Consider the following 23,010-nt stretch of genomic DNA (forward strand, 5'->3'; position numbering starts at 1 on the left):
GTGACGCCCCTGTCCCCAGAGGCTGTGACGCAACAGCAAACGCAGGCCAGGCCCGGCCACCTACTACGAGGGCGCGCTGCGGGCCCCGCCGGGGGACGGCCGGATCCCGGCTGCTCACCGTCGGCGGCGTCTGCCAGTCGCGCAACCCCTGCGTGGACGCGTACGTCGAGGGCCTCCTCGTCAACGGCCGGATGCCGGCCCAGGATGTCTCGCGCGAGGGCAAGCCGCTGCTCGGCCCAACCGTCGGCCGGTAGGTCGTCTCGTTCGGATCTTGCCGGTCAAGCCCGCGTCGTCCGATGCGGTGCATCGGCGCGTCGGCGGCGCGTCCACGTACTGACGTACTCGGTGCCTCGTCAATGCGGCGAGGTGTGGTGCCGGACGACGCGGGTCAGGCAAGATCCCGAAGTGACTTGCCTAGCCGAGTAAGTGGCTGATGCCGCCTTGGCCGTCTTCGCCGTTCCCAGCACGGCCGCTAGCCAGATCGGCATGGCTTCCCCCCTTGCTATTGATGATCCGGGGATCCGGGGGGTGTCACCGAGTCCGAAGGCATCAACGGACAGCTGATGAGGGGATTGAGCACCGGCTCGGGCTGGGCGGGCGGCCCAAGGGCGACTGCTCGCCGAACTTCGTCGAATCGGGGCATCGTCGCCGGGACCAGAAGGGTCCACACAGGACGGGTGTGAAGGCGTTGGCGATGCCCCGGCCGGCGAGCATCTGCGCCGGCCCCGGGTGAGATAATCTCACCTAACCTGTGGCTGCGCCGGGACATACCGCTCCGGCATGTCGCACCAGTACCGGGGGACACATGGGCAGGACTGCGGGCGACGGCCGCAGAGCAAAGTGGGCCGGGGGCACGGCACTCGTGGCCGTTGCCGTCGTCGGCGGGATCGCGCTGATGACGGCCCCGGTGGAGGAGTACCCCGCCGTCGAAGGCTGGGTCCGGGAGCCGACGGCGTCGAAGGCTGCACCCCGTGCCGCGGGCGACCCCTCGCGGGCCGTGGTCTCGGAGGAACTCGCCGCCGCAGCAGCGACGGCCGGGCTAGCCGCGGGCCAGGTCCACCCCGCACAGGAGGGCGGGACGGCGGACTGCGTCGCGGACTGGACCGGCGACGGCCCCGCCGACGCGGCACGGCTGGCCTCCCTGGAGACCGCCTTGGAGGAACGCGGCTGGCAGGTCATGGCCCGGCGTGGGGGGCCCGTGCCGGAGGTGGCTCTGAGCAGTGGCTCCTGGCGGCTGGAGGTGCACAACGGCGGCCTCCTGAACCGCGCCACCCTGGTCGCCAGGCGCTCTACGAGGTCCTGCGACGAGGCCTTCCGCCGCGCGGAGGAGACCAGGGGGCCGCGAGGCTGACATCGGCACATCGGGCATGGCGTGGGGGGCGTCGATGTGGGTGCTCCTCCGTCCCCCTACGACCACCGGAAGCACCTATCTCCTCAGCGGGTGAATCGCCGAACGGCGCAGTGCCTTCTGCGCCGCGTTCGAGCGGAGACTGGCGGCCACTCGCGGCTGCTATGGACAGCACCGGACCCCCTGCTGTCCCCGCACCACCACCGGACAGTGGGTCCGACGAACAGCGTGCGGAACTCATCGGCCTCGCCGAAGTGGTCCGCCGACACTAAATCGGCTCGGAACACGGCCGACGCCCGCCTACAACGGGCGTATCGAAGAGTCGTCACACCGATGTGGCCGCACAGTAGAGGAGTCCTGTGCCCGCCGGTGTCCTGATCGCTCTTGCCATCACCGTCGCCCTCGCCTGTGTAACCGGCTGTACCCCCGGCAGCGGCTCCTCCGCGCGCCATATCCTTGACGAAGGACATAGAGACACGCCCCCTGTAAGGCTCGGCCTGAAGGGGATGGGAGGATCTTGCCGACAGCTCTGCGCGAGGAGGCAAGGTGGAGGACGGCTCGCCGCACGACCATTCCGACTGGGACGGGGTTGTGCTCTCGGCTCGTGAGCGGGCTCGCTCACAGCAGACCGTCATGGTTGAGCGCCACGGCCTCTCGGGCGATGTGCAGTACCACTGGTCGCTCGACGACGCGCGGATCACATGGTCCCGCAGCGGGAAGACGTTTCTCACGGGACGACTCACGATGATTGGCAGCGTGAGCCTGTCCCAGCAGACCTGGCTGTGGGCCTGGGCCAATGAATCACTGCCGTCCGCCGTCCTGGGCGACATCGAGCAGGTGCGCCGATTCGGAGAGGTGAACGGCTTTCCGGTGCTGCCGTGGCCAGGCTTCAACTATGACCCCGAACTCGTCGCCGAAGCACGAATGGTCGCAGCCTCCGTGCTCGACGCAGAGGGCCTCTGGGCAGACTCCACGGACGACACACAGCTGCACTTTGCCATCCACGATCTGAAGCCGGTCCCGGTAGCGCCGTGATGCGGGTCCTGACGCCAGGACCGCGAGCCTCGGCGGCTCGGACGGTGAACGTCAAGCCGTCACGTCAGGTCTTGGGCTTCCTTGAGCGCCGGTCTTCCGGCCCGGCGGGTGCTCTTTGGCTTGGTGGTCGGGGTGGGGGCCCATTGACCTGGCTGGACCGTTTTGCGTCTGGCGCCGGTCCTCAGTACCGGACATCGGTTCGGCTTCTTGATCGCCTGTGGGCAGTCCCGGCTACGGCGGGTCGGAAGGAGGCGGCTGCGTGCCTCCCGGAGCGGGTGAGCTTGGCGGTAGTCGCTCCGAGCTGTGGCTGCGTAGGTCAGAAGCAAGAACGGTTGTCGGCGGGTTCTGAGAACGACCGAGGGCCGGCAGCCGTGAAAATCTCGGTGAGAAGTAGGAACAGGTTGGCGCCGTTGTCTGGCAGTCTCGGTGCCGGTTTCCCGGACCGCCGGGCTCGGCCATGAGAGATGATCACCTCATGGACAGGGCTGTAGATCTTGATGAGGTGGCTGCAGTTCTGGCTGCCCAGACGGTGGGCTGGAGGTCGGCCGGCCTCGAAGTGGGCCAGGTGACCTGGAGGGATGCCGAGGCGTCGTGGCCGCAGCCTCTGGAGGCCGACAGGGCTCGGGTCCAGAACCCTGACTCGCTTGGCGTGGTCATCTCGGGTCCGGGAGAGGCCGAGCTGTCGGTTGTGCTGTTCCGGGGTGGCTGGGCCGACGTGGACTTCATCGCCAGCCTCGCCCACGCGGGTTCCCTCCCGGCCTCGGGCATCGCCTCACCAACGGACTTCGAAACCCGGATGAATCAGTGGGTCGCTCATGTCTTCGGAGTCTGCAGCGGTGGTCAGTGAGTGTTGGTCCGTCTCGGCCGGCAGGCTGATATTCGGCCCGGGCCCGGGTAGTGGCGAGGCGGTAGGAATCGGTGCCGGTCTCGATGATGTTGCCCCCGAGGTGAGGCGGCCGACGATGGCTGCGCAGAGGCGGTCAGGACCTGGAAGAGGAGTTCGGCACCACGGCGGTCGAGTTCCATGTAGCCGAGTTCGGCGTCGGGGATCCATGGAACCGTGGTCATCGGTGAGATTGATCATGGTCCGGGCGGCACGAGGGTCCTGACCCGGTTCTCGTACTCGCGGCGGGCCTTGCGCTGCGCCGGGACCGCCGGGACGCCCCTGGGCTCCGTCGAGCGGTTGGCAGTGGTCGAGGAGACGGTGGTCCATGGCGAGAACGGCACTGAGGCGCAGGGTGTAGCCCTGGCCGCGCCGTACGGTGACGCCCTGGTCGAGCGCGGCGCGCTCGTCGGGGTCCAGGTCGGCCGCGCGGAGGAAGTCGGCCACCTTGCCCGGCATGTCGAGGACGATCGGCAGCTCAGTGGTCGGTGTGTCCGGGTCGGCGGCCGTGTACTCGCAGGCGATCTGCGACGGCGGTACGGATGGCGCCGCGGCTGACGTCGTGGTCCCGGGCGAGGGCCGCGATGGAGCGGCCTTCGAGGTATGCGATGCGCACGACCTCAATCTTCCCGGCCGCGACGGCCGGGCGGCGTCCGCCCTTGTTCGGCCTCGGGGAACATCGGTACAGCGGTTATCGGTGAGAACGATCACGGCTGTCCAGGCATCACCGGCTCGGGTTCGCGCTCCACATGTGCATATGTCGTACCGAGAGGTTCGGTTGCGGATGGAACTGGACCGACGCGGAGCCGAACTCCTCTTCCAAGTTTTAACCGAGCGTGAGGAGAAGAGCTCTGTGGCGATAGCTTCCAACGAATCCTTTGGAGGATGGACCAAGGCCTTCACCGACCCCCGGCTCTGCGCGGCCATCATCGACCGCCGCGCCTTCGGCGGCAACATCATCGAGACCGGCACCGACTCCTACCCGCTGGCCATCACCCGGGCCCGCGCGGAAGCAGCAGCGGCGAGTTGACCTGACACCCCCACCCAGGCCACGGCCGACGCGGGGGCCGCTTCCAAGTGCAGCTCTAGTTTCGGCTGATCATCGACATCAGCAGCCCATGGGTTTCGGCGTCGGCGGCTACGACAAGCCCGTGGCCCGCCTGCCCGATCGGGGCGCCGTCGATCCCGGTGACCACACAGCCAGCAGCTTGGCACAGAGCGATGCCGGCGGCGAAATGCACGCTCGCGGAGAGGTCGCCGCCATCGGTGACGTACGCGGCGCGCTTGCCCGCTGCGACCCAGGCCAACGCCAGCGTCGTGGACACGACTCGTGGCCGGAACCGCTCGACGAACCCGGGGTTGGCCAGCAGGTCCACGGCCCGGAAGCCGGGCGCGCTCGGAAACGGCGGATCCAGGTTGACGTCCACCAGCCGGGTGGCGGACGTAGACGAAAGCTGCACATCAGCCCCGTCGTGCCGCACCCAGGCGGTCTCACCGTCAGTGAAGAAGACCTCGCCACTAAACGGGTCGGCCACTGCCGCCGCCCCTTCCCGCAACGCCACGTTGACGGCCACCAGCATGTTGCCGGCGGCGTAGTTCAGCGTGCCGCACAAGGGATCCACCAACCATTGGCGCATAGCCTCGGCGGCACCCTGCTGCCCGCCTTCCTCGCCGAGCACCGCATCATCGGGTCGAGCGGAACGGATGACACCGAGGATCGCCTTCTCGGCCTCGACGTCGGCAGCGGTGGCGAAGTCCCCGGCGCCCTTATCGATGCGGGCGAGCCGCTGACCGTACATGTTGTGCACCACGTCCGCGCCAGCACGTGCCGCAGCTATCGCAACCCCGGCATCATCAAGGCCAACGTATGAGTTGATCATGTCGTGCAGAATACCTCCGGAGTCACTTCCAACATTCAGATCTTGCTCCTAGCGCCCCTAAGCGGAGTCAGAACTGACCTACGGCTGGGGCCAGTTGTCACTGACGCAGCCAGGCCGGCGACCAGGACGGCCGTGTGACGGCCCCGCTACCGTGTCCGGGTGTCGGTGGTGGTCGTCATGGTGTTCCTCCGTGCGGTCGGGGGGTGGGTGAGGCAGTCCGGCTGCCCCACCCGACGGAAGTTGATTTGCAGCGATAGCTGACAGGTCAGAGGGCGGCGGCGACTCGGGCGCCGAGCCACTGGGCCACGTTGCAGCTCACGGCGTTGCCCGCCTGCTGCGTGTGCTCCGTCTTGTGGCCGCGCATGATGTAGTCGCCGGGGAAGCGCTGGGCGGCGAGCTGCTCGCGCGGTTGGAGCATCCGGAAGTGGCAGTCCTCGACGCTGAGGGCTTGCTCCGGGGCTGTGTCGGCCGGGGTGAGGACTCCGGTTGAGTCCCGGGTGGCGAGGGGAGCATGGTCTCGCCGCCCCATCCACCAGTTGCGATCACGGCCGGCCAGCCGGCTGGCTGGCAGAATGTGATCTTCATGGTTCAAGGGGTGGGAGAAGCGGCATGCGTGGCTACATACGGGGAGCGGTGGTGCTCCTTGCCCTGTCTTCCGCGGCGGTCGGCTGTTCCGGTGGGGAGACGGGCGGGAGAGGGGGCGCACCGCTCACCTCCGCGGAGCTCGCGGATGCCGTGCTGAGCGGGAAGCACTCGGGGTACGAGGCGAGCCCGCAGAGCGAGCCCCTGCTCGAAGACGTGGACGTGATCACGGCGTCCGAGCCCGCCTGTCAGCCGGTGGCGGACCTGCGGAGCGTCACGCCCAAGCGCGCTGCCACCGGTACTGCCTGGGCGGCCCTCCAGGTCGGCGACACGTCCGCGGGGGCGAGCGTGGTACTGACCAGCTACCCGGAAGGCGAGGCGAAAGCGTCAATGAACGAGCTGAAGGCGGCCGTCGCCACGTGCAAGGGCTTCACGCTCTCCTCTCGGCGCGGCTGGTCGGAGCGGAACACCCTCGAGGCGCTGCCGCCGGTCGGAATCGGTGACGAATCCATCTCCTTCTCCGTCGTCAGCCCCCAAGGCCCCAGCAAGGGGCAGACCATGACGATCGTGCGCACGGGCGGGTCACGCGCCGTCTACCTCACCGGCACAGAGGGGGATCCGATCCCGGCCGCTCTCATGAAGCGGCAGCACGAGCAGCTGCAGAAGGCCGGCTAGTGCTGTGACCGGGAAGGTTCACCGGGGTCAGTACCCTGAGCCCGGCTGCGGTGGACGAGGAGGTCGGGCATGACGCGGAGACTGTCGGTGGACGAGGCCGTGGGAATGCTCGAGGGCGAACTGGGGTCAGGGCAGCGAGCGCTTGACGATCTGGTCACGGAAGGCCTCTGGTTTGCCTTCCTCCGATTCGGTCGACGGCTGTTCGACGTCTCGGACACACCCGACGCTGACGGTCTTCTGTTCCAGTACGGGACCCACGCGTTCGACGGTCCTCCGGCATTCACGCTGGTCCTCACCCGGCAGTTCGAGATCTCCGACAGCAATGGTGATCACGACCATTACGTGCAGGTCCATTGCGAGCTCAGATACGGACTCGCACCCGCCCTGGCGGCCCTCGGAAGCTTCGACTCGTGGTTCTTCCACGATGCTGGAGACGATCTCGAAGAGTGGGCTCAAGGACTGACCGAGCGGGCAGCTTGGGCAACGATCCACAGACTCAAGCCGACCGAGATCAGGGTGTATCAGGAGCAGGTGTAGTCGCTCAGGCCGCCATCGTGGTGGGACGACCTCCCCAGCGAACATCCTTCTCACTGCGGATGCGGGCTCGTTCACGTCGTTGGGCTGCGAGGACGTCGGGGTGGCGGGGGTTCTGGTTGCGCCAGCGCAGGTAGGCGTGGAGGGCCCGGGTTTGGACCGTGTGGTTGGGATGGTTCGAGTTGGCCAGGGTGAACTGCGTGGCGCGTCACAGACCAACGGTCACGCGGCTGCCTGCCCAACCTTCGGCGTCGAGGCCGGAAGAATAGGAACGAGCTAAGTGGAGGTTGTCGCTTTGACCGAGAAGGTCATGAAAGAGAAGGCCCTCGTCTACGTCGTCCGTGACGGACACCTGCTGGTACTCCGCCACACCGACTACTCCTACGAGGAGGTCGGCATCCAAGTGCCCGCAGGCAGTATCCGCCTCGGTGAGACTCCGGAAGCCGCCGCTCTGCGCGAGGCCCGCGAAGAGACCGGTCTGTCGGACTTCAAGATCGTCCGCAAGCTCGGCGAGACCGAGTACGACATCAGCCCGTACCGGTTCGAGATCCAGCACCGGCACGTCTTCCACCTTGAGCTGACCGAACCGACGCCGGAGCGGTGGATGAGCCAGGAGGACCACGACGGCGAGCAGGAGCCAACGCACTTCGAGTGCTTCTGGATCCCGCTGGAGGCCGCGCACATCCTTCAGTCCGGCCAAGGCGCCCTGCTGGGGCGTCTGTTCGGCTAAGGGGGGCGCGGAGGTACAGTCGCAGCGCTCTTGAGATCCCTTGGCCAACGCCCGCCGTTCGGCCCGTGCCAACAAACTGCGCCCGTCTCAACCCGAGCAACTCACAGCAACCAACAGCCGCAGCACACCGTAAGGGCTGTCGGGGGCCGCCGCACCTTGGCGTTGGCCCCGACGGCAAGTCCACAAAGACAGACAACTACTTCGCAGCCTCGGTCCGAAAGGTGCCGGCGCCGATGGTGCCCCGGAGGACGTGGGCGATCTCCTCGGGCTTGAGGTCGATGTCGTCGAGCCCCGCCACGGTCAGCGGGATCTCCTTCAGCGCGTATTGGAGCGCAACGCCCAGCGCCCGGCGGACCGGCGAGTCCCGGATGAGGTGCTGCGCTGGCAGCACTCCCTGGCGCAGGACGCCACGATGGACGTGCTCCTGGCGAGGGCTTCACCAGCGCCCTCGTGCCCACCTGGGATCTGCCGGACGTCCGTTTCGCCTGCGTCACCTCCCTTGACGGCGCGCACGCCTTTTTCTGGGCGGTCGCCCCGGCGGACTACGAGGGACTGCTCGCCTCCTGGGCCCGCGACGCGGAGTTGAGGGTGGCTGCCTTCGAGGCCTTCACCGATCCGCGCATCATCACCGAGTCTTGTGCCCGGCTCACGAAGATGCTGCAAGAGCGGGACCGCCCCGGCACCGTCATGGTCGGCTCGGTCGAGCACGGCCGGTGGGTCAACTGGAACCTCCCGGCGGTCCCCCGCCCGCCCGTTCCCGCCTACTGGTGACCCGCACCCTCCTGCCCGAACACCTCCGAGAGGAACGACATGATCGAGCCGAACGAGACCATCCGCCTCACCACATCAGCGCAGCGCCGGTCTGAAGCTCGTCTGCCGTCCAGCCGGTGATGTCGGGCATCCGGACCGCCCCGATAAGCGGATCGTCGAGGCGCTCATCGAAGACCCCCTCAATCCAACCGAAGGATGCAGCCCGCCGTGCTGACGGAGCTGCTTCGGCTGTTTGAGATGGCGGCGGGTCGCACTGCATGCCCGCTACCCGTTCCCGACCTATGGGAGGAACCGAGGAGTGCCATCAGGGCTGGCGAGCGGCCTTCTTGATCAGGTCGACCTGCTGCGTGGCCACCTGCTTCACGTTGTCGCTGTTGCTCGTACTCGCCAGGACGTACGCCAGGACATTACCGACGCGCATGACCACATCGGTCCTCTTCCTACCGTTGGTGAACCCCTCGGTTTCGTCCGCGCCGGCGGCGATCTGCGTCGGCTCGGGCGCGGGCTCGCGGCCCCGAATCTTGGCTGCCAGGCCCTTCGCTGCGGCGCTCGCGGCCTGCGGCGAATCGAACGCGAAGAGGGTGAACTCGACCTCGTCGCCGCTCGCCTTCCCCCTCACCGCAGCCTCCTTGTGGCCCACGGCCACCATACCGTTGCACGTAGTGCCGGTTTGCTCGGCGCAGTGCTGGCGCGCTTGCTCCCCCTCACCCACCACGGCGTCATTGCCGACGAAGATTTCACCCAGGCTCTCGTTGGTCGGCAGTGCCGACCGGACCTGCTCCGCAGACAGCGCGCCGGAGGTCTTGCCCTTCCCGTCGCCGCTTCCGATTCCGCCTACGGCCGTGTTTCCCTCGCCCCCACAACCGGTCAGTGCCACCACCAGCGCCACCACACACACAGTCCCCCACACAACGGCCTTCACTTCCTGCACCCCATTCATTTCTTCACTGCTTGATGACCCCTCACTCAATCACCAGCACTCACTCGGCCTGCTCCGGGGGGTGGGGGGCGTGGATCGAGCTGTTGAGTCATCAGCCCGGATGCCACTTGACCCGGTAGTCGACCCCGTCGATCGGTATGGAGGGCCGTCGATGAACCGCCATTCGGCGACCAGCCGCCGCGCATGGACGGGTGCTGCACGGTGCGGCGCGAGCCGCGCTGTCAACTCGTCGTACCGAGCGTCAATCCCCCCATGCCCGGGATGACTGTCCGGCTTGGCCATCCCGGCTTCGTACTGCCTGTTCCACCTGGCGAAGATCGCCCACTGCTCCCGCTCCAACGCGACGAGGACCTCGCCCGCGGGCCACACGGAGTACTCGTCGAAGTCATCGAGGCGGTCAAAGTCGTAGCCCTGGAAGTAGTGCGCGACCCCATCGACGTCAGCGAGTCCCGCGTGGGGTCCGTCATACCGCTCCAGCTCGGCGTAGACGCGCTCGAACCCGTTGCCCAGCAACTGCTGTTCGTCCCAGATCTCAGCCACCCAGGCAGGCTGTCGGCGCCCGGTCCGCGGCACCGCCGGCCGGACGGAGAACTCCCAGACCGGGGTCTTCCTCGCCTATGCCTCCTCTCGCGGCCGCACGTGATCGACCGCCGCTTGTATCTGCCGACCTCATGGACGGGCGACCGTCACCGGTGCCGAGCTGCCGGCATTGCGGACACGGTCGCCTTCGAGACGAAGGTGGTGACGGCCAAGGCCATGGGCCGCCGCGCGATCGCGGACCGGATCCCCGCTCCGGTGGGTGACCGCGGACGCCGCCTACGGGTTCTCCAAGGGCTGGCGCACGGAGCTTGAGCGGCGGATGCCTTCCACATCATGGCCACCACCCACCCCGACACGGTCGTCACCCGTTGGGCCATCGACCATCCCGTTCACGACCTGTTTCCCCGGGCTGCCGCGGCATAAGTGGAAACGCCGTTCCTGCGGCAATGGGGCTCTCGGCCCGAGGGGCTACGACTGGGCCAGGGTCAAGGTCCGGCCCTGGCACCGCCAAGACGCCGGCACCGGGTGATCGCCCGCCGCAGCATCGGCCGCCCAAGGAGAACTCCTACTACATGGCCTACTGCCTGACCTGCACGGCGTCGTGGCCATGGGACGCAGCCGGCCTGTTCCACGTCCTGGACTTGCACCGGCGCGCGGAGTGCCTGGGCCTGCGGGTCCTGGCCGTCGGCCGGCAGCCCCGGCCCAGCAGCTCATGACCAAGGTCGCCGGCACCCCCGGGCTCGGATCCTCCACCATGAGCGGTACGCCGTGGCGGGCTTCCGCCGCCTCATCGAGCACCACGCGCCGCGGACACGGGACGCCGGCTTCGGCGCCGACTCACCGTAGCGGGCGCGGTGGCCGCGGTCACCGCAAAGGTGGGAGCGGTTGTGCATCTGCCCTTGAGGGCGGCCCCGGGGGCACGGACGAGTTCTCCCCGCCGACGCGGGGTGGTCCGTCCCCCGTCCTCCGGGGCGAGGCCCGCTGGCCGTGCTCCCCGCCGAGGCGGGGGTGGTTTGCCGGGGCGCTTGCTCGTGTGCCACAGCGACTCGGTCTCCTACCGGAGGAGGAAGCCGGACCGGGCCGCAGGTCCCGGGCCAGGGGTGGACGGGACCGGGGTCCTCGTGCCCTTGGGCGATGTGCCGTACCAGGGCGGGTTCCTAGCCTCGGGGCATGCGATCACACGAAGCGGAGTGATCCCCCACCATCCTCACGGAGCTTCTCGTTGCAGGTGCCGGTGGGCATGGCGGCGAAGGCGACCAGGGCCGACTCGGCGTCCGGCCGCCTCAACGCGACATCTTGGCAGGTGTCCTCCCGCTCGGCCTGCTCAGGGCGCGGTCACATCAATGCCCGCCAGCGCATCTCGATCGGCGATCACCTCCACCTCGGTGATCAGGCCGCTCTCCCCCTTCACCGCGAACCGCATAACCAGGCGCAGCCCGCGCCCATCGGCCATGACCAGCCCGAACTCTCCGTCCAGGAGCGCCACCCCGGTCGTCGCGGCCCGCTCGATCGCCGCCATCGCTCCCTTGGCAACGATGTGCGCTCCGAGCACCACGACCGGTTCAGGTGTCGGGATCACGGCCGGGTCCGCGGTCAGCACCACGTCCGGGTGCAGCAGACCTACCAGTGCCTCGAAGTCCCCGGCTCGGGTCGCAGCGAGGAAGGCGTCGACGGCCTGTCGCTTTCGGCCCTGGGGTTCCGATCCGGTAGGGGGCTGGGCGCCGCGGACGCGCCGTCGGGCGCGGCTGGCCAGCTGGCGTGCGGCGGCCGGCGTCTTGTCCAGCATCACGGCGATGTCGTCGAAGGACACCGCGAACAGATCGTGCAGCACGAACGCGAGCCGCTCCGCCGGCCCCAGTGCCTCCATGACCACGAGGAGCGCCACACCGACATCGTCCGCCATCTCGGCCTCGGCCGCCGGATCGATGGCCCCCGGCCCGGCCTGTGCCACAGGCGCCCCGTCGATGCCTTCCTCGCGTCGAGCCTGCCGGGCGCGGAGAAGGTTCAGGCAGACCCGGGAGACGATCGTGGTCAGCCAGCCGCCGATGTTGCGGACATCGGCGATGTCGGTGGTGCTCGCCCGCAGCCAGGCTTCCTGGAGTGCGTCGTCGGCCTCGGTGAGCGATCCCAGCATGCGGTAGGCCACCGCCCGCAAATGGGGGCGTTCCATCTCGTACCGCTCGGCCTGAAGAAATTTCTCCGCCATCTGTCACATCCCCTCGCGCAGCCGTGTCAGTGAAGCAGAACGACCACGGCAGACCCCGCACCGATCCCCACGGTGCCAAGATCGAGGAGACACCATCATGACCCGCAAGATCAACACCCCCGTCCTGGTCACCGGCGGCACCGGCACCATCGGCCGCCTCACCGTCCCGCTCCTGGTCGGGGCCGGTCGCACCGTCCGCGTTCTGTCCCGCGGCGGCCGCCCCGCGAACATCGCACCGGACCCGCGCGTCGAATACGTACAGGCCGACCTGCTGGCCGACGGCGAACTGGACCCGGCCCTGATCGGCGGCGCCGAGTCCGTACTGCACCTGGCCGGTGGCCCGAAGGGCGACGATGCGGCGACTGCGCGACTGGTGCGGGCCGCAAAGGCCGCCGGGACGGTGAAGCACCTCGTCCTGGTGTCAGTGGTCGGTGCGGACGTGATGCCGCTCGGGTACTTCCGGGCGAAGGCGGGCGCCGAGCGAGCCGTCATGGAGTCGGGGATCGGCTGGACTGTGCTGCGGGCGGCGCAGGTCAACGAGCTGCTGCTCAAGATGGTCATGGCGATGCGCCGGATGCCACTGGTGCCGGCGCCGGGCGGACTGCGCTTCCAGCCCGTGGACGCCGCAGAAGTCGCTGCCCAGCTGGCCGAGTTGACCCTCGGGGTTCCAGCCGGACGGGTACCCGACCTGGCCGGGCCGGGCGTGTACACGCTACCCGAACTGGCCGCCGCGCAGCGCGTCGCCGCCGGTGCCAAACCGCGCCGCACCCTGCCGGTCCGCCTCCCGGGCAAGGTGGGCCGCGCCTACCGGGCGGGCGCCAACCTCACCAGTGACGACGCCTGGATCGTCGGCCGCGACTGGGAAGCGTTCCTCGCCTCGTGACCGGTCATCCAACGACACCAGCGGTACAGCGGATCGCGGACGAGATCTGCTCGCCACAGCCGTCACCGGCTCGTCTACGAGGCCTTCCGGGCCTCACCCTTCGAGTACTGCTGCACCTTCGGCAACGCGCACCATCCCGGCGCCGGACCCTCCCGCAATACGGCGTGCTGTCGAAACCCGGGTTCCGGCACAGCTTCTGTGAAGCCGAGCCGAGCCTCGGTGGCCGAAACCCGCGCCTCGGGCGAACTGGCAGGTCGGCGGCTCGCCAGGAGATGGGCATGAACCGGGTCGACGCCGGTTCGCAGAACCTGTGCCAGAACCAACTGCGGCTGCTTCTCGGACCGGGTGCACGACCACTATCACCGCAGGTCCAAGGATCTTCCGCTCGCTGAGCAGGGCTTCGTGATCCGGTTGGTGGTCCGGCGGTTCATCTGTGGGGCGGCGGACTGTCCGCGTCGGACGTTCGCCGAGCCGTTCTCGCGGTTGGCCGCCCCTTACGCACGGTTCACGACTCGGCTCAACCGCGCCTTGCGCGAGTGGGGCTTGCGCTGGCCGGGCGGGCCGGCGGCCGTCCGGCCGGCCGGGCTTCGGCGCGGAAGGATGACCTTGTTGCGCAGGGTCATGGCATTGCCTGATCCGCAGTAGAGCACGCCGCGGGTGCTGGGCGTGGACGACTTCGCGATCCGCCGCGGTCAGACCCAGTACGCGCCCACCGCGCCGTACGAGCGCGAGGTCCGCACGGAGGGGCCGGTCACGGTCGTCTCCCTCCATGACTCCTCCGGAGAGGTGGCGGCGCGCGGCACCATCGCCGTGGTCGGCTCCGATGCGATCGCCGATCGCATCGAGACGGACGCGGCGCACCGGCGACGCGGCCTGGGCCGCGCCATGATGAGCGCTCTGGCGGAAGCCGCCGTGGCCCAGGGCGCCCGTACCGGTCTCCTCATCGCCAGCGAGGAAGGCCAGCGCCTCTACTCCTTCCTCGGCTGGCGCCACGAAGCCGATGTGCTGACCGCCCGGGGGCCGGTGGCTCCCTCGGTAGGACTGCCGCCACCGGATGGTGGCGGCCTGCCTGCGGCGTCCGGTGCGTGAGGTGTTCGACGAGGGCCAGGTCGCGGGCCGGCTGCCGTGCCGGCCGCGGCGTGGCGGTGGACGACCGCTCGTCGGCGGTCCGCTCAGGCGCTCCTGGCCGTCCAGGTGCAACCGGTCGAACGCGACGAGGTAGGCCAGGCCACCTGGCGGCGAGGCCGGCGGCGCCGCGACTGCGGGCGGCGGCCTGGCGTCGGCCAACGCCTCGAACGACAAGCGCCCCGCTTCGGCGTCCCAGACGACCAGTTCGCCATCGAGGGCCAGGCCGTGCGGCTGCTGTTGTTCCGAGGCTGATCAGGTCGGGGAAACGGTCCTCGACCAGCAACCCCGCGGCGGGTCTCAGCACCCGACCACCCGGGTCGGCCGCGGTGGTAACGAGTGCCCTGTGCCCGTCCCGCTTCTGTTGTGCGCGGTGGGACAGTCCGCGTCTGCGGCCCTGGCGGCTACGCACCCCTGGTGCCCCGGGCCGCCGCCGGGTCGAGGGAGTCGATGTCCTCCATGAAGCTCAGCATCCGGGCGTTGACCAGGTCGGGGTGGTCGATCTGCGGTCCGTGGCCGGTCGCGGCGACGATCTCGGCGCGGGCGCCGGAGATCAGGCGCGGTACGCGTTCCAGCTGCCGCTTCGGGTGTACGAGCAGGCTGCGCTTGCCCATGACCAGGTAGAACGGCGTCCGGATGGAGCCCAGTTCCGCGTCCGACAGCGGCAGCGGCGCGGGCCGGCGGATCCGGAAGGCGCGGACGCCCGCCTGGATCCACTTGCGCAGCTCGGGAACAGCGATGACCGGCTGTTCCAGCCACTTGGCGAGGCGCGGGCGCAGCGCCTTGGGGGCGTAGGTGGCGAAGAGGCTGGCGAAGATCCATACGAAGAAGCGCAGGCCTACCTTCTCCAGGCCGCCGGGGTCGAGGGCGGTGACCGAGGCGAGGCGGCCGGGCCTCAGGTGGGCCTGGTTGATGACGAGCCAGCCCCCGTAGGAGGAGCCGATGAGGTGGACCTTGTCGAGGCCCAGCGCGTCGAGGGCCTCGTCCATCCACTGGGCGGCGCGCTCGGGCTGCCACATCGGTTCGCGGTGGATGCTCCGGCCGGGGTCGCCGGGGGTGTCGAGGGCGTAGACGGGGCGTTCGGCGCTGAGGGCAGGGGTGTTGGGGTACCACATCGCGGAGCAGCCGCCGGAGCCGTGGATCAGGACCACCGGGGTGCGGGCCTCGGCGGCGGGGTCGGTCGGGCCGTACCGGTAGACGTGGGTGGTGCCGAAGCTCGTTTCGACGTCCATCTCGGAGCGGATCGGTGCGCCTTTCGCGAAGAGCGCGTCGCAGGTGGCGAAGTAGCGGTCGCGCAGCTCGTCGTTCACGTAGTGGCCGATGTCGCGTCGCACTCGGGTCGTGTTCTTGGGCACGGGGCACCTCCGGGAAGATCCGTTCGTCGTGATACGACCGTACCACATTGGTAATACGGCGGTACCATAAAGGGATCCGGAACGGCCGGATGACAACTGACAGGCGGAGGCACGGCACATGCCGAAGCGCGTGGACCACGAGGAACGGCGCACCCAGATCGCCGAGGCACTCATCCAGGTCGCCGGGCGACGCGGACTGCACGCCGTCGGCATGCGCGACGTCGCAGCCGAGGCAGGAGTATCCCTGCGGCTCGTGCAGTACTACTTCCAAACCAAGGAGAAACTGCTCTTCTACGGCCTCCAGCACCTGACCGCCCGCTTCACCGCGCGCGTGGGCGCCCGCCTCGCCGCAGCCGGACCGGACCCGGGTCCACGGGCGACCATCGAGGCACTGCTCCTGGCCTCCCTCCCCACCGACGAGGAGAGCCGTACCTTCCACCTCCTCTACAGCTCCTACTCGATCCTCTCCGTCACCGACGAGGCCCTCGCCGCCCAGCCCTTCATCGACAACCCCGACGCCGCCGAGAACGCGCTGACCGGACTGCTCCAACAGGCACAGAAGACCGGCCTGGCCGACACCGGTATCGACGCGCGCACAGAAGCGATCAGCCTGCTCGCCATGACGGCAACCATGGGCACCAGCATCCTCGTCGGCCAACGAACGCCGGAATCGGCCATCGCGGTGCTCCACCACCACCTCGACCGGATCTTCAACACCGGCCAGACCCCACCCGCATGATCCCGACGGCATCACACCGGCACTCCACCCAACGAACTGAACCCTGGAGAGGACAGGACTGCCCCGGGGCCCGGACGGAGCAGGCGCAGGGCCTCATTACCGCGGCCAAGCGATGTCTTAGACGGTCTCGCCGTTGCCGCGGCGGCGGAGCACGGTGTGCAGCATGTCGTCGGTGATCACCGGGGGCCGGCCGCCGTGGTTGCCCTTGTGGGCCGCGGCGTCCAGCCCTTCGAGAGTGGATTCCCGGATGTTGGGGTCCGGTAGCGGACCAGGAAACCGGGTTGCTGTCTGCCCGTGCACGGTGCTCGGTAACCATCCCCCTGACGGTGAGACCTCGCTCTCTCGCGGCTGCTGGTCGGCCACCCCGCAGCACTCGGTCGAGCCCTCACGCCCCCCGGTCACCGAGGTAAGGGGAACGGCGTGACGGAGTCCCCTGGCTCGTACCACCAGACCGGCTCATCCCAGGCATGACGGGCACGGGTCCCCCGGCCTTCAGGAGCCGGGCTGAGCTGAGCCGTTGCTGTTCAGCAGGGTGAGACCGAGGTGGGTCAGTGTATGGAGGACGGCCTTCCGCTCCCGGGCGAGAGCAGTCAGCCCCGCCTTGCGGAGGGTGGTGGCGTGCTCGCTGGCACTGGCCGGTGACACGCCCGCCCGCCGGGCGAGCTGTGTGGTCGTGCACGCCGGATGGTCGGCTATCACGCACAGGACCACAGCCCGGGTATGACCGAGAAGAGCGGACAGGGCCGGTGGTACCGAGGCTCCGATGTGCCTTGCCGGAGCCGAAGGAGCCCACAAGGCAGCTGCGTCGACCGGGTCGTGCAGAGCCGGATACACCATGACGACCGTGTCGTTCTCAGGTCCGGCAAACAACTGCGGGACCGGCCCGCAGAACACCGACGGGGCCAGTACGAGCGGACGACCCGACAGGCGGAAGTCCGTCTCCGGCTGGAGCACGGGTCGGTAGCCCGGGATCTCCAGCACGGGGGCGTTCCACACGGCCATGGGGTGGAGGCTGCGCAGGAGGGCCTCCACTCCGCTCTGCACCATGAGCCGGCCACGCCGCGTCGTCTCTGCCCGCAAGTGCTGCTCCATGGGCCCCCAGTACGGGGAGATGGCGACCTGGTGGCAGCTCTTGAGTGCGACAGCCAGCCTCCGCACCGCCCGCGGATCGGCATCCATCACCTCGGTCGTCCACGACGCCTCTCGCGGTGCCGGACGTACGGAGAACTCCGATCGCAGCCGCTCGTCCGATGCACTGATCAACCGCTCCAGCCCCTCGTCCACCGTGACCGCCGCGCCTGTCAGGGTGAACAGATCCACCAGCCCCCCGGCGGTCGGACTGAGGAACCGGGCCGTTTCCCTCCCGTCAGCGCTGATCCGTGGACCGGTTCGCGCACGCCACCCTCCGAACAGCACCGCGCGGTCCCGCCATTGCACGGTCCGCAAGCTCATCGCCGTCTCCGCGAGCGGCCCCAACGGCGTGACGCGCAACTGCGCCAGGTCCTCGGCGGCGAAGTGCAGTCGTAGCACGACGTCCCCTTCCCCGTCTCCCCGCCGACGATCCTTCCCGCCGCGCTCGCTTCGGCCCAGGCCGAATCGAGTCGAACTCCGCATCGAACGAGGCAAAGATTCTCCTCGACCGCAAAGTCCCAAGAAAGTCGACATGGCAGAGGAGACAGTCATGCGCATGCGCAATGCAGTGGGAAGCCTGGCGCTCGGCGCCGTACTCGGACTCGGAATGGCGGCGGGCACCGCTCAGGCCGCACCGACGACTACCCCGTCGAGCGAGGCGGCATCCGTCCCGGCCGCTGCGGCCGACAAGGTGTTCATCGGCTACTACCCCAGTAGCACGGCGTGCCACATCGCGGGGACCGCGATGGCCGGCGACAACCACACGTGCATCCGCTACGGCACCCGCTACGGCTTGTGGATCTTCGTGTAGTCGGTGACCGACAGCGGGGCCGGGGCGACGCGCCGGCCCCGCATGGGGCCGGCGGCGGGTTGCGCGGCGCTCCGATGGGTCAAGCTCTCGTAAACGGTCGTTTGTGAGAGGCCAGGGTCAAAATCCTTTGCAGCGGCGGCGACGGTTCGAGTGATCCCCGAGAGCGGCTTCCCGTGCTGCTGCGATGGGGTCTGGCGCTGCGGCGCCGGGTGCCATCGAGGGGGCGGCAGCGGCTGCCTTGCGCCGGTCGTGCAGCTGACCACGAACGTGGAGGCGCAGACGGGCGGAGCCTGGCCGAGGTCTTCTGCAGGACCGACCTCGACCAGGTAAGCAGGTCAGTCGTCGATTGCCTGGTAGAGGGTGGTCCAGAAATCCTGCATGGCCCGCGCCAAGTCCGGGGTGGACATCCCGGTCTGGGTGAGCAGGATGCCGACGAGCTGGTTGTTCGGGTCGGCGTAGGTCGTGGTGCCGGCTCCGCCGTCCCAGCCGAACTGGCCGATGGGCGCGTAGTCACCCCGGTAGGTGCGCACCGTCATCCCGAAGCCCCAGCGGCCCGTCTGCCCCTGACCGTGTGACAGATGGACGACGCTGCGCGCCCAGGCCTGAAGGGCGGCTGTCTGCTCGGGCGTGAGACGGTTGGTGGTCATCAGCTCGACGGCCGGCCGGGACAGGATCCGCTCGGTGCCGTGCTTCCCGTGGTTGAGCAGCATCCGGAAGTAGGCGTGGTAGTCGTCGACGGTCGAGTCGAGTCCGCCGCCGCCGCCGCTGGACTCGAACGCCGGGGGCTTGCTGTGGTGCCCCCCTTCAGCCTGGTCCTCCACAGTGAACTTTCCGGTCTGCGGATCGGGGGCGTACAGGGGCGGCAGCCGGTGAATCTTGTCGGCGGGCACGTGAAACCCGGTGTCCTTCATCCCCAGCGGATCGAAGATGCGCTCGCGCAGGAACACCTCGAACGATTGGCCGGTGACCCTGGCCACCAGCACCCCGAGCACGTCGTCGCTGACGTTGTACAGCCACCGCTCTCCGGGCTGGTACATCAGCGGCAGCGTGCCCAGGCGGCGCATCCACTCATCCGGCTCCACTGCCGGCAGCATCCATCCGTTCTCGCCGTAGACCCGCTGCTCGAAGTACGCGCTCATCATGGGGGAGCCCATCGCCGTCATATCCAGCCCGAGCCCGCAGGTAGAGGTGAGCAGGTCCCGCACGGTGATCGGACGCCGCGCCGACACGGTGTCGTCCAGCGGGCTGTCGGGCCGCTTGAGCACCCGCCGGTCGGCCAGTTCCGGCAGCCACTGATCTATCGGGTCGTCAAGTCGCAGTCGGCACTCGTCCAGCAGGACCATAGTCGCGGCGACCGCGACCGGCTTGGTCGTCGAGGCCATCCGGAAGATGGTGTCCCGGCCGTGGAGGGTTCGGTTCAACGCCTGCGGCTCCCGCGGTAGACAGACCGCTCATGCACGTTGCCCGGGACGCTGAAGCGTCCCGGGCAACGTCGTCCCTACCCATTCCGGGCCTGGGTGAGCCCGGGTGTCACGCCGAGGCTGCGGCAGCCTCACCCTGCGGTGTACGCGGACCGGGCACCGCCGTCCGGACGGACAGGTCCAGATCGAGACGGCTGTTCATGTCCAGCTCGAACCGGCCGTACGGATTCACATGGGTCCAAAACAGCGGCGAAAGCGCCCGCCGGTCCGCGTCGGTGAGTGCACCAGCGCGGACTGGAGCACGTGCAGCGCGAGCATGCTGACCTCCTGGGACTCTCTGTCCGCACCGGCCAGGTCGCCGTCCTTGCCGTAGAAGAGGTCCTTGTTCGCGGAGTTCCAGTTCTCCACTTGGAGACCGTCAGCGTGTGAACTGCAGGTGGCCTCTGCCGGCCTGCTCGGTCCGGCGGGGCAGGGCGGCGCCAGCGTGACCGAAAACCGCTCAGTGGCGCCTGCGCGGCCCGTCTAGGGTCGGGACATGATGATCCACTCCCTCGACCTGCCTCCGTCCGACGCCGAGGTGGATGCCTGGCTGGAGGTCCTTTCCGCCGCCGGGGCCGCCGATCTGCCGCAGTTGCCCGCGCCTTCGCGGGCTGAGGTCGCTGGGCGGCTGTGCGTGCCGCCGGTGCGCGGCCGGCCCGTGCTCTGGGTGGCGGAGCATGGCGCGGGCGTGGCGGCTCTGCTCCTGCTCACGGAGAAAGGCAACACGCACACCGCCTTCCTGGACGTGCTGACCGTGCGTCCCCAGGAGCGGCGGCGTGGCGTGGGCACCGCCTTGTGGGAGCGGGTCCGCGGGGAACTGCTCGCCGAGGGCCGGACCTCGGTCGCGGCCTTGGTGGACCTGGGCGGTCCGGGGCAGGCGTTCGCGGAGTCAGTGGGGTTCGACAACGTACTGTCGATGGGCTGGTACGAACAGGAACTCCCCGCCGTCGGGCCCGCGCCGGTCCCGACCACACCCGGCTACGAGCTCCACACCTGGCACGGTCTGGTCCCCGACGCCTGGGCGCCGGCCGCCGCCGCGGTCCGCGGGGCGATGGAGGACGCGCCCAGCGGGGACATGGACGAGCGGATCCAGGTCTGGACGGCGCAGCGGCTGCACGCGCTCCAACAGCTGATCATCGACCGGGGCGGGGAGGTGATCACGGTCGCGGCCGTGACCGGAGCGGGCGAGGTGGCTGCGTACACCGAACTCGTCCTGCTGGACCCCACCGGCCCGCGCGCTCTCCAGAACGACACGGTGGTCGGCGCCGCCCACCGAGGCCACGGCCTCGGCCGCGCCGTGAAACTGCGCATGGTGGCGGAAGCGGCCGGGCGGTACCCGCGACTGCGCCGGATCGTCACGACGGTCGCGGACGAGAACACGCCGATGCGCGCGGTGAACGAGGCCCTCGGCTACCGGCGGGAACGTGACGTCGCCATCTTCCAGCTCACGCTGTAGCCCAGTTCGTGCCGCCGGCCGCCGCCGCGCGCGCGGCTGTGCGGCCGGGGTCGCGGTGGTCCGGGCGGTCGGCGGCGGTGCGCCGACCGCCCGGCGAGGAGTGTGCGGTCGAGGTTGTCCAGGGTGTTGAAGGCGGTGTTGGCCATGGCTCTGCGCACGAGTGACCAGACGGCTTCAACCGGGTACAGGTCTGGTGCGTATGCCGGGAGGCGGACGGTGGTGAGCCAGCCGTGCTCGGCCGCATACCGCGTCAGCCCGGCGGCCAGGTGGGTGTTGAGATTGTCCCAGACCACCACGATGGGGCCGTCGAGCTGGATATGGGCCCTGACCAGCAGGTCGCGGTAGTCCTGCCAGGAGAAGCTCTTGCGGGCGCCCTCGAGGAGGCGATGGTTGCGAGGCCGGTGGACGAGGCGGCTCTTCTCCCCCAGTTTGTAGCAGCACAGCGCGGTGACCGAGGTGCGTCGGCGGAGCGGCCGCGGACGCGGATGACAGCCTTGGAACTGGTAGGCCCACATGTTGAGGTGTCGCGTATTCCTCGGTGGGGTCAGTCGTGGTGTCACCGTGTGTGGTCGCCGAAGGTGCCATCATCTGCTGGCACAAACCCCCGGCCGTCCGCTGCCTGTGCGGCGTTCCGTACCATCCGCTGGTGATATCCCGTCTTCTCTCCACGCCGCGCCGCCGAGTCACAGCCGTGCTCACAATGATGGCCGCCGTCGTCGCGTTCGGGTCGTGGGCGCTGTGGCCGGTCTACGACTCGTCGTGCGTCGTATACTCCGGGGCCTACATCCCCATGAATGCGCCGAAGGCCGAAACCGACGCCGCCGTGCAGCGGGCTTATGACAAGACCCTCGCCGACGGCGCGTGCGGTCCCAAGCGGGCGCGCTTCCACAACTGGACTCAGTGAGGTCAATCCTGACGTCGCCGTGAGTGGTCGCCAGGGGCGTATCGGCTCCAGGTTCCTCCGGCTTCGGTAAGCAGGCGGGTGGTTGTCTTGTCGTGGTAGCCGAGTGCCTTCGCGATGACGGGGGCCGGGGCCTGGAGGACGAGCTGTCGAATTGCGGAGGTTCTGCCGCGTTGCGGCGGGACGCCGATCTCGCGCAAGTGGACCTGAAGGCTGACCGGGTTCATCGGCTGGCCGGGCTGCCGTCCAGGGAAGAGCCACTGTGAGCTCCTGCTGCTGGAGTAGGGCAGGTGTTGGCAGGACTGGACGTGTGCCCGCATGAGTTCAGCGACGGGCTCCGGAAGTGGGGAGGGTGGGTCTCCCAGCCGGACGGTGACGTTGATCCCGTCGTCGATGACACCTACCTGGAGGGCCGCTCGATCGCCGCCCTCGCCCGCGAGCACGGCGTCAGCCGCGGCGCGATCCGCACGGCCGTCGCCGACCTCATGCCCGACCACACCGCCATCGAGCACGAGGACGTCCCGGCCCCGGAGCTGCCGGTCACCCTCGACATACCGGGCAGGGTCACGGACTTCCTCCGCGCTCCGACCTGGAGCCCGCCGAGCAGGCCGCGCTCGACCACGGCGTCACCGTACGGCGCGGCCCGGGCTACGCCCTGCGCGTCAGCACCACCCAGGCGATCCACCGCCAACTCGGTACGAGAACCGCGTCAACGCCCTTCAGGCTGCAACAGCCGGACCGTGATCAATCTCAGCGCCAACCACGGTTCGATTGATCCCCGGGGCCGATGTACCCCCTGCGCCGCCAACCGTGCGCAGCGACTGCGCGTCGTCGAGGTCGCCGGTGACCAGTTCCGCGCCGAGCGCCTTGATGTCCTTGGCCCCCGGCTTGTCCGGGTCACGAACGAGGGCGCGTACCCCCCAGCCGTTGTCGAGCAGGCTGCGGGCAACGGCGTCGCCCTGGCCGCCGGTCGCGCCCGTGACCAGAACGGTCTTGTTGTTCGGCATGGTGAAATCCTTCCGTTG

27 protein-coding genes and 7 pseudogenes are annotated in these 23,010 nt (G+C 69.1%); 16 read left to right on the plus strand and 18 right to left on the minus strand.

Annotated features, from left to right (window positions below; translation table 11 throughout):
- Positions 1–582: 582 nt before the first annotated feature.
- A pseudogene (locus tag AB0F82_RS38780) lies at positions 583–726 on the minus strand (NAD(P)-dependent dehydrogenase); the annotation flags it as partial.
- A gap of 79 nt (positions 727–805) precedes the next feature.
- On the opposite strand from AB0F82_RS38780, the gene AB0F82_RS32110 reads away from it, so the two are divergent.
- The 3 genes from AB0F82_RS32110 (at position 806) to AB0F82_RS32120 (ending at position 3,230) form a co-directional block, all read left to right on the plus strand.
- Complete coding sequence (locus AB0F82_RS32110) at positions 806–1,351, plus strand: hypothetical protein (protein ID WP_362633847.1); 546 nt, start codon at positions 806–808, stop codon at positions 1,349–1,351.
- Between the two features lie 543 nt (positions 1,352–1,894).
- On the plus strand, positions 1,895–2,383 hold the full coding sequence (locus AB0F82_RS32115; protein WP_362633850.1) for a DUF6882 domain-containing protein: 489 nt from the start codon (positions 1,895–1,897) through the stop codon (positions 2,381–2,383).
- A 475-nt stretch (positions 2,384–2,858) separates the two neighbouring features.
- Positions 2,859–3,230 carry a hypothetical protein gene (locus tag AB0F82_RS32120; RefSeq protein ID WP_362633853.1) on the plus strand — a complete coding sequence of 124 codons (372 nt, stop codon included), beginning with the start codon at positions 2,859–2,861 and terminating at the stop codon, positions 3,228–3,230.
- Positions 3,231–3,276: 46 nt separating this feature from the next.
- On the opposite strand, the pseudogene AB0F82_RS32125 reads toward AB0F82_RS32120, so the two are convergent.
- The 3 genes and pseudogenes from AB0F82_RS32125 to AB0F82_RS32135 all read right to left on the minus strand — a co-directional run.
- Positions 3,277–3,421, minus strand: a pseudogene (locus tag AB0F82_RS32125) (IS21-like element helper ATPase IstB); the annotation flags it as partial.
- A 42-nt stretch (positions 3,422–3,463) separates the two neighbouring features.
- Entirely contained in the window at positions 3,464–3,610 is a 147-nt protein-coding gene (locus AB0F82_RS32130) for a hypothetical protein (RefSeq protein ID WP_362633856.1), read from the minus strand.
- 134 nt (positions 3,611–3,744) lie between these two features.
- Entirely contained in the window at positions 3,745–3,882 is a 138-nt protein-coding gene (locus AB0F82_RS32135; protein ID WP_362633859.1) for a hypothetical protein, read from the minus strand.
- Positions 3,883–4,050: 168 nt separating this feature from the next.
- On the opposite strand from AB0F82_RS32135, the pseudogene AB0F82_RS32140 reads away from it, so the two are divergent.
- Positions 4,051–4,296, plus strand: a pseudogene (locus AB0F82_RS32140) (ATP-binding protein); the annotation flags it as partial.
- A 55-nt stretch (positions 4,297–4,351) separates the two neighbouring features.
- Here the strand turns inward: AB0F82_RS32140 and AB0F82_RS32145 are convergent.
- Together AB0F82_RS32145 and AB0F82_RS32150 are read right to left on the minus strand one after the other, a co-directional pair.
- Positions 4,352–5,146 carry an inositol monophosphatase family protein gene (locus tag AB0F82_RS32145; RefSeq protein ID WP_362633862.1) on the minus strand — a complete coding sequence of 265 codons (795 nt, stop codon included), beginning with the start codon at positions 5,144–5,146 and terminating at the stop codon, positions 4,352–4,354.
- 265 nt (positions 5,147–5,411) lie between these two features.
- Positions 5,412–5,675: a DNA cytosine methyltransferase gene (locus tag AB0F82_RS32150; protein ID WP_362633865.1), complete on the minus strand. Its 264-nt coding sequence runs from the start codon at positions 5,673–5,675 to the stop codon at positions 5,412–5,414.
- A gap of 80 nt (positions 5,676–5,755) precedes the next feature.
- Here AB0F82_RS32150 and AB0F82_RS32155 point away from each other — a divergent pair, with 80 nt between their 5' ends.
- Together AB0F82_RS32155 and AB0F82_RS32160 are read left to right on the plus strand one after the other, a co-directional pair.
- The gene (locus tag AB0F82_RS32155) at positions 5,756–6,403 is read left to right on the plus strand and encodes a hypothetical protein (RefSeq protein WP_362633868.1); all 648 of its coding nucleotides are present in this window, start codon (positions 5,756–5,758) and stop codon (positions 6,401–6,403) included.
- A gap of 69 nt (positions 6,404–6,472) precedes the next feature.
- Positions 6,473–6,940 (plus strand): hypothetical protein, encoded by a 468-nt coding sequence (locus AB0F82_RS32160; RefSeq protein WP_362633871.1) that lies wholly within the window; start codon positions 6,473–6,475, stop codon positions 6,938–6,940.
- Between the two features lie 4 nt (positions 6,941–6,944).
- On the opposite strand, the pseudogene AB0F82_RS32165 reads toward AB0F82_RS32160, so the two are convergent.
- Positions 6,945–7,136: pseudogene (locus AB0F82_RS32165) on the minus strand (IS630 family transposase); the annotation flags it as partial.
- 96 nt (positions 7,137–7,232) lie between these two features.
- Between AB0F82_RS32165 and AB0F82_RS32170 the strand changes: the two are divergent.
- Positions 7,233–7,667, plus strand: a complete 435-nt coding sequence (locus AB0F82_RS32170) for an NUDIX hydrolase (protein ID WP_362633874.1) — start codon at positions 7,233–7,235, stop codon at positions 7,665–7,667.
- A 196-nt stretch (positions 7,668–7,863) separates the two neighbouring features.
- Here the strand turns inward: AB0F82_RS32170 and AB0F82_RS32175 are convergent, their stop codons facing one another.
- Positions 7,864–8,058 carry a hypothetical protein gene (locus AB0F82_RS32175; protein WP_362633877.1) on the minus strand — a complete coding sequence of 65 codons (195 nt, stop codon included), beginning with the start codon at positions 8,056–8,058 and terminating at the stop codon, positions 7,864–7,866.
- Between the two features lie 59 nt (positions 8,059–8,117).
- Here AB0F82_RS32175 and AB0F82_RS32180 point away from each other — a divergent pair, with 59 nt between their 5' ends.
- Positions 8,118–8,438, plus strand: a complete 321-nt coding sequence (locus tag AB0F82_RS32180) for a hypothetical protein (protein ID WP_362633879.1) — start codon at positions 8,118–8,120, stop codon at positions 8,436–8,438.
- 304 nt (positions 8,439–8,742) lie between these two features.
- On the opposite strand, the gene AB0F82_RS32185 is transcribed toward AB0F82_RS32180, so the two are convergent.
- On the minus strand, positions 8,743–9,369 hold the full coding sequence (locus AB0F82_RS32185) for a DUF7373 family lipoprotein (RefSeq protein WP_362633881.1): 627 nt from the start codon (positions 9,367–9,369) through the stop codon (positions 8,743–8,745).
- 39 nt (positions 9,370–9,408) lie between these two features.
- Positions 9,409–9,918, minus strand: coding sequence for a hypothetical protein (locus AB0F82_RS32190; protein ID WP_362633883.1), 510 nt, complete (start codon positions 9,916–9,918; stop codon positions 9,409–9,411).
- Positions 9,919–9,940: 22 nt separating this feature from the next.
- On the opposite strand from AB0F82_RS32190, the pseudogene AB0F82_RS32195 reads away from it, so the two are divergent.
- A pseudogene (locus AB0F82_RS32195) lies at positions 9,941–10,502 on the plus strand (IS701 family transposase); the annotation flags it as partial.
- Between the two features lie 740 nt (positions 10,503–11,242).
- Here AB0F82_RS32195 and AB0F82_RS32200 read toward each other — a convergent pair.
- Positions 11,243–12,124 (minus strand): sigma-70 family RNA polymerase sigma factor, encoded by an 882-nt coding sequence (locus AB0F82_RS32200; RefSeq protein WP_362633885.1) that lies wholly within the window; start codon positions 12,122–12,124, stop codon positions 11,243–11,245.
- A 97-nt stretch (positions 12,125–12,221) separates the two neighbouring features.
- Between AB0F82_RS32200 and AB0F82_RS32205 the strand changes: the two genes are divergently transcribed.
- The 3 genes from AB0F82_RS32205 to AB0F82_RS32215 all read left to right on the plus strand — a co-directional run bounded on the left by AB0F82_RS32205 (position 12,222) and on the right by AB0F82_RS32215 (position 14,096).
- Complete coding sequence (locus AB0F82_RS32205; RefSeq protein WP_362633887.1) at positions 12,222–13,007, plus strand: SDR family oxidoreductase; 786 nt, start codon at positions 12,222–12,224, stop codon at positions 13,005–13,007.
- Between the two features lie 345 nt (positions 13,008–13,352).
- On the plus strand, positions 13,353–13,652 hold the full coding sequence (locus AB0F82_RS32210) for a hypothetical protein (protein ID WP_436842214.1): 300 nt from the start codon (positions 13,353–13,355) through the stop codon (positions 13,650–13,652).
- Between the two features lie 21 nt (positions 13,653–13,673).
- Positions 13,674–14,096 (plus strand): GNAT family N-acetyltransferase, encoded by a 423-nt coding sequence (locus tag AB0F82_RS32215; RefSeq protein WP_362633890.1) that lies wholly within the window; start codon positions 13,674–13,676, stop codon positions 14,094–14,096.
- A gap of 440 nt (positions 14,097–14,536) precedes the next feature.
- On the opposite strand, the gene AB0F82_RS32220 is transcribed toward AB0F82_RS32215, so the two are convergent.
- Positions 14,537–15,487 carry an alpha/beta fold hydrolase gene (locus tag AB0F82_RS32220; RefSeq protein WP_362633892.1) on the minus strand — a complete coding sequence of 317 codons (951 nt, stop codon included), beginning with the start codon at positions 15,485–15,487 and terminating at the stop codon, positions 14,537–14,539.
- Positions 15,488–15,605: 118 nt separating this feature from the next.
- Between AB0F82_RS32220 and AB0F82_RS32225 the strand changes: the two genes are divergently transcribed.
- The gene (locus AB0F82_RS32225) at positions 15,606–16,226 is read left to right on the plus strand and encodes a TetR/AcrR family transcriptional regulator (protein ID WP_356812204.1); all 621 of its coding nucleotides are present in this window, start codon (positions 15,606–15,608) and stop codon (positions 16,224–16,226) included.
- Positions 16,227–16,343: 117 nt separating this feature from the next.
- Here the strand turns inward: AB0F82_RS32225 and AB0F82_RS32230 are convergent, their stop codons facing one another.
- Together AB0F82_RS32230 and AB0F82_RS32235 are read right to left on the minus strand one after the other, a co-directional pair.
- Positions 16,344–16,526: a hypothetical protein gene (locus AB0F82_RS32230; RefSeq protein WP_362633895.1), complete on the minus strand. Its 183-nt coding sequence runs from the start codon at positions 16,524–16,526 to the stop codon at positions 16,344–16,346.
- A gap of 192 nt (positions 16,527–16,718) precedes the next feature.
- Positions 16,719–17,756, minus strand: coding sequence for a winged helix-turn-helix domain-containing protein (locus AB0F82_RS32235; RefSeq protein ID WP_362633897.1), 1,038 nt, complete (start codon positions 17,754–17,756; stop codon positions 16,719–16,721).
- A 133-nt stretch (positions 17,757–17,889) separates the two neighbouring features.
- Here AB0F82_RS32235 and AB0F82_RS32240 point away from each other — a divergent pair, with 133 nt between their 5' ends.
- Complete coding sequence (locus AB0F82_RS32240; protein WP_362633899.1) at positions 17,890–18,168, plus strand: hypothetical protein; 279 nt, start codon at positions 17,890–17,892, stop codon at positions 18,166–18,168.
- A 335-nt stretch (positions 18,169–18,503) separates the two neighbouring features.
- Here AB0F82_RS32240 and AB0F82_RS32245 read toward each other — a convergent pair.
- Together AB0F82_RS32245 and AB0F82_RS32250 are read right to left on the minus strand one after the other, a co-directional pair.
- Positions 18,504–19,568 (minus strand): annotated as a pseudogene (locus AB0F82_RS32245) (serine hydrolase domain-containing protein); the annotation flags it as partial.
- Positions 19,569–19,817: 249 nt separating this feature from the next.
- Positions 19,818–19,997 carry a Tn3 family transposase gene (locus AB0F82_RS32250; protein WP_362633902.1) on the minus strand — a complete coding sequence of 60 codons (180 nt, stop codon included), beginning with the start codon at positions 19,995–19,997 and terminating at the stop codon, positions 19,818–19,820.
- A 127-nt stretch (positions 19,998–20,124) separates the two neighbouring features.
- On the opposite strand from AB0F82_RS32250, the gene AB0F82_RS32255 reads away from it, so the two are divergent.
- Positions 20,125–21,084: a GNAT family N-acetyltransferase gene (locus tag AB0F82_RS32255; RefSeq protein ID WP_362633905.1), complete on the plus strand. Its 960-nt coding sequence runs from the start codon at positions 20,125–20,127 to the stop codon at positions 21,082–21,084.
- A gap of 98 nt (positions 21,085–21,182) precedes the next feature.
- Here AB0F82_RS32255 and AB0F82_RS32260 read toward each other — a convergent pair.
- Positions 21,183–21,577, minus strand: a pseudogene (locus AB0F82_RS32260) (transposase); the annotation flags it as partial.
- A 198-nt stretch (positions 21,578–21,775) separates the two neighbouring features.
- Here AB0F82_RS32260 and AB0F82_RS32265 point away from each other — a divergent pair.
- Entirely contained in the window at positions 21,776–21,988 is a 213-nt protein-coding gene (locus AB0F82_RS32265; RefSeq protein ID WP_362633908.1) for a hypothetical protein, read from the plus strand.
- A 716-nt stretch (positions 21,989–22,704) separates the two neighbouring features.
- Here the strand turns inward: AB0F82_RS32265 and AB0F82_RS32270 are convergent.
- Entirely contained in the window at positions 22,705–22,992 is a 288-nt protein-coding gene (locus AB0F82_RS32270) for an SDR family NAD(P)-dependent oxidoreductase (RefSeq protein WP_436842215.1), read from the minus strand.
- Between the last annotated feature and the right edge of the window lie 18 nt (positions 22,993–23,010).

The sequence above is a fragment of the Streptomyces virginiae genome, from assembly GCF_040638905.1.
Taxonomy (GTDB): Bacteria; Actinomycetota; Actinomycetes; order Streptomycetales; family Streptomycetaceae; genus Streptomyces; species Streptomyces virginiae_B.

Excerpts from the sequence above, each read along its gene's own strand:
- AB0F82_RS32110 (WP_362633847.1), top strand. The coding sequence starts at position 806 with ATGGGCAGGACTGCGGGCGACGGCCGCAGAGCAAAGTGGGCCGGGGGC.
- AB0F82_RS32120 (WP_362633853.1), top strand. The coding sequence starts at position 2,859 with ATGGACAGGGCTGTAGATCTTGATGAGGTGGCTGCAGTTCTGGCTGCC.
- AB0F82_RS32145 (WP_362633862.1), bottom strand. The coding sequence starts at position 5,146 with ATGATCAACTCATACGTTGGCCTTGATGATGCCGGGGTTGCGATAGCT.
- AB0F82_RS32150 (WP_362633865.1), bottom strand. The coding sequence starts at position 5,675 with ATGGGGCGGCGAGACCATGCTCCCCTCGCCACCCGGGACTCAACCGGA.
- AB0F82_RS32155 (WP_362633868.1), top strand. The coding sequence starts at position 5,756 with ATGCGTGGCTACATACGGGGAGCGGTGGTGCTCCTTGCCCTGTCTTCC.
- AB0F82_RS32160 (WP_362633871.1), top strand. The coding sequence starts at position 6,473 with ATGACGCGGAGACTGTCGGTGGACGAGGCCGTGGGAATGCTCGAGGGC.
- AB0F82_RS32200 (WP_362633885.1), bottom strand. The coding sequence starts at position 12,124 with ATGGCGGAGAAATTTCTTCAGGCCGAGCGGTACGAGATGGAACGCCCC.
- AB0F82_RS32205 (WP_362633887.1), top strand. The coding sequence starts at position 12,222 with ATGACCCGCAAGATCAACACCCCCGTCCTGGTCACCGGCGGCACCGGC.
- AB0F82_RS32225 (WP_356812204.1), top strand. The coding sequence starts at position 15,606 with ATGCCGAAGCGCGTGGACCACGAGGAACGGCGCACCCAGATCGCCGAG.
- AB0F82_RS32240 (WP_362633899.1), top strand. The coding sequence starts at position 17,890 with ATGGCAGAGGAGACAGTCATGCGCATGCGCAATGCAGTGGGAAGCCTG.
- AB0F82_RS32255 (WP_362633905.1), top strand. The coding sequence starts at position 20,125 with ATGATGATCCACTCCCTCGACCTGCCTCCGTCCGACGCCGAGGTGGAT.
- AB0F82_RS32270 (WP_436842215.1), bottom strand. The coding sequence starts at position 22,992 with ATGCCGAACAACAAGACCGTTCTGGTCACGGGCGCGACCGGCGGCCAG.